Source organism: Streptomyces sp. NPDC006314, from assembly GCF_040613075.1.
Lineage (GTDB): Bacteria > Actinomycetota > Actinomycetes > Streptomycetales > Streptomycetaceae > Streptomyces.
Map to the genome: position 1 here is coordinate 1 of NZ_JBEXRL010000048.1, position 10153 is coordinate 10153.

Below are 10153 nucleotides of genomic sequence, written 5' to 3' on the forward strand. Positions count from 1 at the left end.
CGGCGGCGAGGACTTCGCGGCTGGTGAGCACGGTGTGCGGGGCGGCGTCGGTGAGGACGGTCGCGATCCGCTCGGCCGGGTAGCCGGGGTCCACGGGCACGTACGCGGCGCCTGACTTGAGCACGGCGAGGAGGGCCGTCAGGAGTTCCGGGGAGCGGGGCAGTGCGACCGCGACCAGCCGTTCGGGGCCCGCGCCGAGCGCGGTGAGGTGTCCGGCCAGTCGTGTGGTCCGCTGTGCGAGTTCGCGGTAGGTCAGTTCGCGGCCGGCGCAGGAGACCGCGACCGCGTTCGGTGTGGCTGCGGCACAGGCCTCGAACCGCTCGACCACCGAGCCGGCACCGGCGCCGTCCGTCAGGGCCGTGTCGTTCCAGCCCTCCAGGACCAGCGAACGCTCACCCGCAGACAGCACGTCCAGGCCGTCGACCGGGAACGAACTGCGTTCCGGTACGCCGGCGAGTTCAGCGGCCCGCTCCAGCACCCGGACGAAACGCTCCGGCTGCGCCGCGGGCTCGTCGGCCTCCAGCAGGCCTCGGTTGACGTCGAAGTCGACGAGGAGCGGCCCGTCGGCGGTACGGGTGTAGGTGGAGATCGACAGGCCTTCGATGCGCCGCTTGGAGATGTTGTGTGCGGTGACGGGGTGGCCGCCGAAGGTGAGCGAGTAGTCGAAGGTCATGACGTTGACGACCGGCCTGAGGCCGCCGGCCCTGCGTAGGAGTTCGCCGCGGAAACGCTGGTGCGCGAGGACGGTCCGCACCCGGTCCGCGGTGTGCCGCAGCAGTTCGGGGAGCGTCGAGCCGGGCGGAAGGGTGAGCGTCAGGGGGACGCCGTTCATCATCATCGCCGGCGTGCTCCGGGCGAGCGGGGTGGTCCGCGCGGTGACGGGGAGTTCCATGGCCGCGCACCGGCTGCCGGAGGTCGCCTGGAGATGGCGGCCGGTCAGGCCGATGAGCAGTCGGGACAGGCTGACGTCAAGGTCCGTGCTCAGGGTGCGCAGCGCTCGGTTGACGTCGACGGGAACGGTGGTAGTGAAGCGTTCGAAGTCCGAGGCGGCCGCGAGCGGAGGCCAGTTGCCGTGCTCCCGGGCCGGGTCGGCGTCGCGTTCCCCGAGCCAGAACGCCTCGTCCTGGCTGAACCGGACGGAGGAGTCGTACTCCTTCTCCTCCAGGAGGAGTTCCCGGATCCCGCCGGAGCGGCGTTCCGCCGTCTCCCCACCGCCGACCGCGGCCGTGTACAGCTCGGCGACCCGGCGTGCGAACAGGGCCGCTCCGAAGCCGTCCATGACGATGTGGTGGTAGCCGTGGTACCAGAGGTGGCGGTCGGCCGAGATCCTGAACAGCGCGAAGGAGAAGGGCCGTTCGGTGAGGAGGTCGGGCACCCGGGCCAGGTCCTCGTTCATCCAGCGTTCGGCGACCGTGCGCGGGTCGGGCAGGGCGCTGAGGTCTGCGATGTGGGGGTCCGCGTCGACGTGCGGTGCCACGTACTGCATGGGGCCGTCGGCCGACTCGATGAACTTCAGCCGCAGCGTCTCGGTTTCGTCGACGGCCTGCTGCAGGGCGGCCTGGAAGGCGAGCGTGTCGACGGGCCCGTGGATCTCCAGGTACTCACCCGGCCGGAAGAGGGGCTCGCCCGCGGCCAGCTTCTGCGCGTACCAGATACCGGACTGCGCGGCCAGCAGCGGCAGCAGAGAGTTTCCCATTCCGATGTCTCCCACGTTGGCGAAGAGGCCCGTTCGTCGAATGCCGGGGCCGGGTGTGCGGCGAAATCCCGGGCCTGCCGGACGGCACGGCTGATCCGGGTCCTCGTGGCAGGAAGTCTTGTCGTCCGCCGGCGCGATCACCATGAGGGGCAGTTGTCAGGACGTCCCCGCGGCAACTAGCTGCCAGGCGGGACCGGATGGGGACGGATGCTGCAACGGAGTGCGGAGCGGGTGTCGACGCCGTGCTTACACCCGGGTCCCGGGTGTCGACGCGGTGGCTCGTCGCGGGTTCATCGGGGCGGTGGACGTGGACGGTGTGCCGTGCGGGCTCTACTGGTGATCGTTCGGCACGGGCCGGACGACGAGGACCGGCCGGCCGATCAGCGGATCCGGTCCGGGCCACAGACCACAGCGATGGCAAGGAGTGACAAGTGATTGCGTGCCCCGAGTGCGAGGCGTCCGTCGTCGTCGGCGATGCGCCGCGGGTGAGCGAGATCGTCGAGTGCGGCGACTGCTCCACTGAGCTGGAGATCCTTTCGGTGGATCCGCTGCAGGTGGTGCTCGCTCCCGAGATCGAAGAGGACTGGGGCGAGTGACGGCGGGCGGTAGGGGGGCCTCCTTCGCGATGGTGGCCTCCCGGGTCCGCACGGACGAGAAGCGGCTGCTCGACGCCTTCGACCGGCACGGGCTGCCGTGCGAGGTCATCGACAGCCGCCGGTTCTGGCAGGCCCTCGACGCGGATCCGGGGCCGTGTGCCGGAGCGGGGCGGACCCGCCGCGTGGTGCTCAACCGCGAGATCGGGCACGCCCGGGCCGTGTACGCGGCGCTGGCCCTGGAGTCGGTGAACGAGGTGGTCGTCAACTCGGCGGCCGCGACGGAGGTGTGCGGGGACAAGTACCGCACCTCGCTGGCGCTGCGGGCGGCCGGGCTGTCCACGCCCCGTACGGCCCTCGCTCTCACGCCGGAGGCGGCGTTGGAGGCGTTGGAGGCGATCGGCTATCCGGCGGTGGTCAAGCCGCTCACCGGATCGTGGGGGCGGCTCGTCAGCCGGCTCCCGGACCGGGAGGCCGCCGAGACGGTCATGGAGTACGTCTCGGCCCTCCCCGGTCCGGCCTCGCACATCGTCTACGTGCAGGAGCTGGTCGCCAAGCCGGACCGGGACATCCGGGCCGTGGTCGTCGGCGGCCGGGTCGTCGGTGCGGTGTACCGGCGGGGCGGCGGATGGCGCACCAATGTCGCCAGGGGAGCGGAGACGGTGCCCTGCACGGTGACCGCCGAGATCGAGAAGCTCGCGGTGGAGTCGGCCCGCTGCGTCGGGGCGGACATCGCGGGGGTCGATCTGATCGAGGACGCCGGCGGCGCACTGTCCGTCCTGGAAGTCAACCACGGCGTGGAGTTCACCGGATTCCAGCGCGCCCTCGGCGACTCGCTGCCGGTGGCCGACGCCGTCATCGAGCATCTGAAGGAGAGGGCCGCCTCATGCTGAGGGCAGCCATCGCCGGGGCTTCCGGCTACATCGGCGGCGAACTGCTGCGCCTGCTGCTCGGCCACCCGCACGTCGAGGTGGCGGCCGTCTCGTCCGACAGTCTCGCCGGGCGGCGGGTCGACGGCCCCCACCCGAACCTGCGGGGCCGCTCGGAGCTGCGGTTCGTCGCCCACGAGCGGCTGGGTGCGGGCGGTGACCGCTACGACGTGCTGTTCCTGGCCATGCCGCACACCAGGACCATGCTCAGGATGTCCGAGTACCTGGATCTGGCCGACGTGGTGGTCGACCTGTCGGGAGACTTCCGGCTCCAGGACCCGGCCGTCTACGAGGCGTACTACGGGGTCGCGCACGCGCGGACCGCGCTGATCCCCGAGTTCACCTCAGGGCTGCCCGAGTGGCACCGCAAGGAGCTGGCCGGCAGTGACCGCATCTCGGTCCCCGGCTGCATGGCGGCGGCCGGGATCCTGGCCGTGCGGCCGGTGGTCGAGGCGGGTCTGGTGCACGGCACGCTACGGGTGGACGCGCGTACCGGTTCCAGCGGCTCCGGGGTGTCGGCGGGTCCCGCCAATCTGCACGCCGAGCGCAGCGGTGCGATGCGGGTCTTCGCCCCGGCGGGGCACCGCCACGAGGCGGAGATCGCCCAGGCCACGGGACTGCCGGTGCGGATGACGGCGACGGGGGTGGAGGCGGTACGCGGCGTGCAGGTGCTGGCCCGCACCCGGCTCGTGGAGGAGGCGACCGAGGCGGATGTCCGGGCGGCGTTCCGTTCCGCCTACCGGGACGAGCCGTTCGTGCGCTTGGTGGCGCACAAGCGGGGCGCCTACCGGCTGCCCGAGCCGAAGATCCTCTCCGGGTCGAACTTCTGCGACGTGGGCTTCGCCGTGTCGGAGCGGAGCGACGAGCTGGTGCTCGTCGGCGCGCTCGACAACCTCGTCAAGGGCGGTGCGGGCAATGCGGTCCAGTGCCTGAACGTGCGGTTCGGCTGGCCGGAGGAGACCGGACTGGAGTTCACGGGCCTGCACCCGAACTGAGCGGGCCGCACGGCGTGGGCCGCGGGCCGGAACCGATACGAGATCCGAGAGAACGGGCAATGGGACAGAAGACGATCGTGGTCAAATGCGGCGGCAACGCCTCCGTGGACCAGGCGGCCGTGTGCCGGGACGTGGCGGCGCTCTCGGCCGAGGGATGGGGCGTCGTCCTCGTGCACGGCGGGTCGGGCGACATCGACGCGCTCGCCGAGCGGGTCGGACTGCGCCAGCAGCGGTTGGTCGCCCCCGACGGCGTCTCGACCCGCTACACCGACGAGCCGATGCTGCGGGTGCTGCACATGGCGCTCGCCGGGGTGACGAAGCCCCGTCTGGTGACGGAGCTCGCCGCGGCCGGCGTGTCCGCGGTGGGGCTCACGGGCGTCGACGGAGGACTGCTGCGGGCCCGCCGCAAGACGGCGCACCGGGCCGTGGTCGACGGCCGTCCCCGGGTGGTCCGGGACCAGCACAGCGGCCGGGTGACCTCGGTCAATTCCGGCCTGCTGCGCACCTTGCTGGCCGACGGCCACATTCCGGTGGTGTCCCCGCCGGCGCTGGCCGAGGACTTCCGCCCGGTGAACGCGGACGCCGACCGGGTGGCAGCGGCGGTCGCTGCCGCGCTCGGAGCCGACGTACTGGTGATGCTGACGGGCGCGCCGGGTGTGCTCGCCGACCCCGCCGACGAGACGTCGGTCCTGACGGAGTGCCGGGTCCCGCTCGACGGCTCTCCGCCGTACACGGGCGGCGGCATGGGCCTCAAGCTGGTGGCGGCGCGCGAGGCGCTGACCGGCGGGGTGCCGCGGGTGCTGGTCGGGGACGGCCGGGTCACCCATCCCGTACGCTCCGCGCTCGCCGGCGGTGTCACCCGGGTCGTCCTCGACTCCACCGGTGCGAACGGAGTCCGCGGATGATCGAGGTCGTTCCCGTGCGCCGTGACGCCGTGCCGTGCCCTGAGCCGTACGCGATCGGTCTGCTGCGCAGCATGCTGCGGATCCCGTCACCCTCGGGCGGGGAGGCGCCGCTCGGCCGGCACGTCGTCGCCGCGATGATGGAGCTGGGATTCACCGGGGCGCGTGTCGACGAGGCGGGCAACGCCGTCGGCGAGATCATCCGCGGGGAAGGCCCCACGGTGATGCTGCTCGGCCACATGGACACCGTCAGCGGCGGTGTTCCCGTCCGCGTCGACGGCGACCGCCTCTACGGGCGCGGCGCGGTCGACGCGAAGGGGCCGCTGGCGACCATGATCTGCGCGGCGGTCAACGCGCAGGGGTTCCGCGGCCGCCTGGTGGTGGTCGGCGCGGTCGAGGAGGAGACGCCGGGGTCGCGGGGTGCCGTGTTCGTCCGGGAGACCCACCGACGGCCGGACGCCCTGATCATCGGTGAGCCGAGCGGCTGGGACACCGTCGTCCTCGGGTACAAGGGCAAGCTCGACCTGCGCTACCGGGTGGAGTGTCCGGCGACGCATCCGAGCAGCCCCGCACCGCAGGCCGCCGAGGAGGTCGCGGCGGGCTGGCGGACCCTGCTCTCGGTGTTGGGCTCCGATCCCGCCGATCCGCGCGCGGGCGGCTTCGACGAGCCCACCGCTACGCTGGTGTCCGTCTCGGGTGATCCGGTGTCCGCCGAGGCCGAGTACAGCATCCGCACACCGCTGGGCTACGACACCGACGGACTCGTCGCGGAGCTGCGGCGTCGGCTGTCCCCGCGGGGCACCCTCGACGTCATCGGGGCGGTGGCCGCGTGCCGCACCGGGCGCGGGGACCCGGTGGTGCGCTCCCTGTCGGCCGCGATCCGCTCGCGTCGGACCGCACCGCGCATGAAGGTGAAGTCCGGGACTTCCGACATGAACACCCTCGCCGAGGCGTGGCAGGTCCCGATGGCCACGTACGGGCCGGGGGACAGTGCCCTGGACCATGCCGACGACGAGCACATCCTGCTCTCCGAGTACCTGGACGGGATCGGTGTCCTGGCGTCGGCCCTGGAGGACATCGGGCGGCGGCTCGTACCCGGGCAGGACGTCGGAGCGTCCGTCCCCGTACTGACGGTCGTCCAGGAAGGCGGCGCACGATGACCCCGAACACGACCACGACCGCAGCCCCGCAGACTGGCCTCCCGGACGGCTCCGCGCCGGACGTGCTGCTGCGCGACCACGCACACCGGCTGCGCCGGCACGTCGCGCAGATGTGCGCCAACCCCGAGGGGGGTCATCTGGGCGGCTCGGTCTCCATGGCCGAGATCCTGGCCACGCTCTACCACGCAGTGCTCCGCGTCGACCCCGAGGCTCCCCAGGCCCCCGACCGGGACGTCCTGATCCTCAGCAAGGGGCACGGGGCACTGGGGCTCTACGCCGCGCTCGCCGGGCGCGGCTTCTTCCCCGAGGGGCTCCTCGCCGACTACGGCAACCCCGACTCCCCGCTCACCGCACACCCCAACCCGGCGGTGCCCGGGGTCGAGATGCCGACCGGCTCGCTCGGCCACGGGCTGGCCCTGGGCGTGGGAACGGCCCTGGACTTCAAGCTGTCCGGCGCCGACCGCCGCTGCTTCGTCGTCCTCGGCGACGGGGAACTGCAGGAGGGGTCGGTGTGGGAGGCCGCGATGATGGCCAGTGCCTTGCGCCTCGACCGGCTGGTAGCCGTCATCGACGCCAACGGCCTGCAGATCACGGGCCCGGTCACGGCCGCCATGGGTGAGCCGGGCCTCGCGGAGCGGTGGCGCGGCTTCGGCTGGGCCGTGCACGAGGTCGACGGGCACGACCCCGCCGAACTGCGCGCCGCCTTCGGCTCGGTGCCGCGCGCTGACGGTCGGCCGACCGTGGTGATCGCGCGCACCGTGAAGGGGCGCGGCTTCCCCCAGGTCGAAGGACAGGCGCGCAGCCACTACGCACGACTGACGGACCGCCAGGTGAAACGGGCGCTGCGACTGCTCGAGAGCGAACAGCAAAGGAGTTCGGCCCAGTGATGACGACGACGACCGCGGTACCGGCTGCCGACCGCGACGGACGGACACCCGCGCTGCCGCCCGCCACCGGGCCGGCGGTTCCCCCGGCGGAGCCGACCGCACCCCGGCCGGGGCGGGAGGTCTACCGGGACGCCTTGGTCGAGCTGATGCGGCGGGACGAGCGCGTCGTCTGTCTCGACAGCGACACCGGTTTGTTCAACGGTGTCGAGTGGGGCGAGGAAGGCTCGCGCTACGTCAACGTGGGCATCGCCGAGCAGGCCCTGATGGGTGTCGCGGCGGGACTCGCGAAGGCCGGCCGCATCCCGTACGTGAACACCATGGCGACCTTCGCGGCGACGCGTGCCCTGGAGGCCGTCAAGCTCGATATCGCCCTCAACAACCTGCCCGTGCGCATCGTGGCGACGCACGGCGGGCTCTCGGCCGGCCACCTCGGGGCGACGCACCACTCCCTGGAGGACCTCGGCGTGATGCGGATGCTCCCGAACATGACGGTGATCACCCCCGCCGACGGACCCTCGACGTCGGAGCTCCTGGCGCAGGCGCACGCACTGCCCGGCCCGGTGTATGTGAGGCTCGGACGCAAGGCCACAGCCGACCTCCCCCCGGACGTTGCGCCGGCCGTGATCGGCCGCGCGCAGCGGCTGCGCGAGGGGCCCGCGGCCACTCTCGTCGCGGTAGGTTCCCTGCCGGTCCTGACGGCGCTGGACGCTGCGGACCGGCTGGCCCAGGAGGGCATCGAGGTGACCGTCCTGAACATGCATACCGTCAAGCCCCTGGACACGGAGGCCCTGACCACCGCGGCCCGCAGGCCGGGCGGCATCGTGACCGTCGAAGAGCACTGGGCGGCCGGCGGTCTCGCATCCGCGGTGGCCGAGTCCGTGTGCGGCCTGGGGAGAGGCTGTGCGGTGCGGCCGGTGGCCGTCGGCGACCATTTCGCCGCCGGAACCGGCGGCCACGGGCACCTGCTGTTCCGGAACGGGATCACCTCGGACGCGGTCGTCGCGCACGTCAGGAACGCTCTGCACAGTCCGGTTCCCGCTTGAGAGGTCCTCGAATTGCGGTGGAGGGATTGGCCCGCGCGGCGATGTGACACTAAGGTACGTGCCGCTCGGCCCGCGCGGTGCATTCCATCCGGGGACTGCCCCGGCCCGACGCCGCTCGCGCCCTTTCCGGTCGACTTCGACCAAGCCTTTGTCCACACCCCGCACTCGGAATGATCAGGTGTGGAGACGAGACCGGTCGGCCCACGACCGCTTCGATTCCCTCTCCATCGCCCCTGGCCGTTTCGCGCTGCTTCTTATGGGAGAAGTAGGGATCAGATGTACTTCGTGCAAGCCCGTATGGAATACCTCGAGGCACCGGACGCCGAGAGCGTCAGGCGCCGGCTGAGCGGGTACGCCACCGGCGACCACTACCTGCAACACGTATTCATGCAGTGCCACGGAACGCACCTCAGCGCGGTGTTCTTCCTCCTGGCACCCGACCTCGCGCACGCGGAGAGCGCGGCCCGGGAACTCTGCCTCCTGGACCTCTACCCGGAACCGGCCCCTCCCAGGGGCCGGTTGTTGTCATGCACGGCCACGTGCGGCCCCAACCTCGGCCCCTCCTGGCCCGGTGGCCCCGGCGCAGGGGACTGACACGGCCCCTGGCCACACCCTGTCAATGAGCTGCCGTGACAGGACCCTGTCGCCGGAACCCCTTCAACACCCCCTCACCGTTGCGAAGAATGCAGTCATCAGCGGGTCACCGCGCTATTCGAGCAACCACGGGGAACGAACATGACTGCCATCCACAAGCTCTTCGTCGTCCGCGCCGCCCTCGCCGTCGCCGCCGCAGCCGTCTCCTTCACGGTGCTGTCGCAGTCGGCCGAACTCGACGCCGTCGTCACGACCGCCGAGTCGAGCACCGAGCCCGCCTCCGACGCGAAGATAAACAACGGCTGGCAGTAGTCGGCAGTCCCCTTGGGGGACGGGCCCACCGCGCTTTCTTCCTTTCTCTCTTCCTTCTGTGGCGATTCCTCGCCCGGCACCCTCGGTTTCAGGCGAACACGCCCGGTCGGCATCCATGCGTGCGACAAGTGCAACCGGACTCTTCGTGTTGCCTACCCACGTATGGAGTTCTGATGATTCCTCTGTCGTTTGCCCAGCGTCGACTGTGGTTCCTGGGCCGGTTCGGCGACGCCGGTTCGGCGTACAACATGCCGCTCGTCATACGGCTGAAGGGCGTGCTGGACGAGACCGCCCTGGCCGCCGCGCTCGGTGACGTGGTGGACCGGCACGAGGTGCTGCGGACGCTGATCGGCGAGGAGGACGGTGAGCCCTTCCAGGACGTCCGTCCGGTCGGAGGGCCCGTCCCGTTCGAGATGCTGGCGTGTTCCGAGGAGGAGCTGCCGGGCCGGCTGGCTCGGGCCTGCCGGTACGTGTTCGACCTCGCCGCGGTGATCCCGCTGCGGGTGACGCTGTTCCGGGTCGGGGAGGGCGAGTGGGTGCTGCTGGTGCTGATGCACCACATCGCCTCCGACGGCTGGTCCACCGCGCCGTTCCTGAGGGACCTCGGACAGGCGTACACGGCCCGTCTCCACGGCGACGCTGCCCCGGGGTGGGAAGAGCTGCCGATCCAGTACGCCGACTACACCCTCTGGCAGCAGGACCTGCTCGGCGACCCCGCCGACCCGGAGTCCCTGTTCGCGCAGCAGCTGGAGTACTGGAAGCAGAACCTGGCCGGGGCTCCCGAGGAACTCACCCTCCCCGCCGACCGGCCGCGGCCGGTGGAGCCCTCGCACCACGGTGAACTCGCCGCGTTCGAGGTCGACGCGGACACGCACGCCCGTCTCGCGGCGCTGGCACGGTCGACGAACACCAGCATGTTCATGGTCTTCCAGGCCGCGATCGCCGCGACCCTGACCCGGCTCGGCGCCGGAAACGACATCCCCATCGGCATCCCGATCGCCGGACGCACCGACGACGCGCTCGACGACCTCGTCGGGTTCTT

Annotated in this window: 11 protein-coding genes; 10 read left to right on the forward strand and 1 reads right to left on the reverse strand. The window is 71.7% G+C overall.

Annotation, left to right across the window (positions count from 1 at the left end):
* The coding region (locus ABZ079_RS36405) for a condensation domain-containing protein (RefSeq protein WP_356943723.1) at nucleotides 1-1696 on the reverse strand (1696 nt) is incomplete at its 3' end.
* A 431-nt stretch (nucleotides 1697-2127) separates the two neighbouring features.
* Here ABZ079_RS36405 and ABZ079_RS36410 point away from each other — a divergent pair.
* The 10 genes from ABZ079_RS36410 to ABZ079_RS36455 form a co-directional block, all read left to right on the forward strand.
* Nucleotides 2128-2292 (forward strand): lysine biosynthesis protein LysW, encoded by a 165-nt coding sequence (locus tag ABZ079_RS36410; protein WP_356943724.1) that lies wholly within the window; start codon nucleotides 2128-2130, stop codon nucleotides 2290-2292.
* The gene (locus ABZ079_RS36415) at nucleotides 2289-3182 is read left to right on the forward strand and encodes a RimK family alpha-L-glutamate ligase (protein ID WP_356943725.1); all 894 of its coding nucleotides are present in this window, start codon (nucleotides 2289-2291) and stop codon (nucleotides 3180-3182) included. The genes ABZ079_RS36410 and ABZ079_RS36415 overlap by 4 nt, the downstream gene beginning before the upstream one ends.
* Nucleotides 3176-4213 carry an N-acetyl-gamma-glutamyl-phosphate reductase gene (gene argC / locus ABZ079_RS36420; RefSeq protein ID WP_356943726.1) on the forward strand — a complete coding sequence of 346 codons (1038 nt, stop codon included), beginning with the start codon at nucleotides 3176-3178 and terminating at the stop codon, nucleotides 4211-4213. Before ABZ079_RS36415 ends, argC begins: the two co-directional genes overlap by 7 nt.
* A gap of 59 nt (nucleotides 4214-4272) precedes the next feature.
* Nucleotides 4273-5118, forward strand: a complete 846-nt coding sequence (locus ABZ079_RS36425) for a [LysW]-aminoadipate kinase (RefSeq protein ID WP_356943727.1) — start codon at nucleotides 4273-4275, stop codon at nucleotides 5116-5118.
* Entirely contained in the window at nucleotides 5115-6275 is a 1161-nt protein-coding gene (locus tag ABZ079_RS36430; protein ID WP_356943728.1) for a M20/M25/M40 family metallo-hydrolase, read from the forward strand. Before ABZ079_RS36425 ends, ABZ079_RS36430 begins: the two co-directional genes overlap by 4 nt.
* On the forward strand, nucleotides 6272-7162 hold the full coding sequence (locus ABZ079_RS36435) for a transketolase (RefSeq protein ID WP_356943729.1): 891 nt from the start codon (nucleotides 6272-6274) through the stop codon (nucleotides 7160-7162). Before ABZ079_RS36430 ends, ABZ079_RS36435 begins: the two co-directional genes overlap by 4 nt.
* On the forward strand, nucleotides 7162-8205 hold the full coding sequence (locus tag ABZ079_RS36440) for a transketolase C-terminal domain-containing protein (protein WP_356943730.1): 1044 nt from the start codon (nucleotides 7162-7164) through the stop codon (nucleotides 8203-8205). The genes ABZ079_RS36435 and ABZ079_RS36440 overlap by 1 nt, the downstream gene beginning before the upstream one ends.
* Before the next feature lie 276 nt (nucleotides 8206-8481).
* Nucleotides 8482-8799 (forward strand): hypothetical protein, encoded by a 318-nt coding sequence (locus ABZ079_RS36445; protein WP_356943731.1) that lies wholly within the window; start codon nucleotides 8482-8484, stop codon nucleotides 8797-8799.
* A gap of 141 nt (nucleotides 8800-8940) precedes the next feature.
* A complete protein-coding gene (locus ABZ079_RS36450; protein WP_356943732.1) occupies nucleotides 8941-9111 on the forward strand; it encodes a hypothetical protein in 171 nt (56 codons plus the stop codon).
* A gap of 173 nt (nucleotides 9112-9284) precedes the next feature.
* Nucleotides 9285-10153, forward strand: an 869-nt coding sequence (locus tag ABZ079_RS36455; protein ID WP_356943733.1) for a condensation domain-containing protein, incomplete at its 3' end; no start/stop codon positions are given.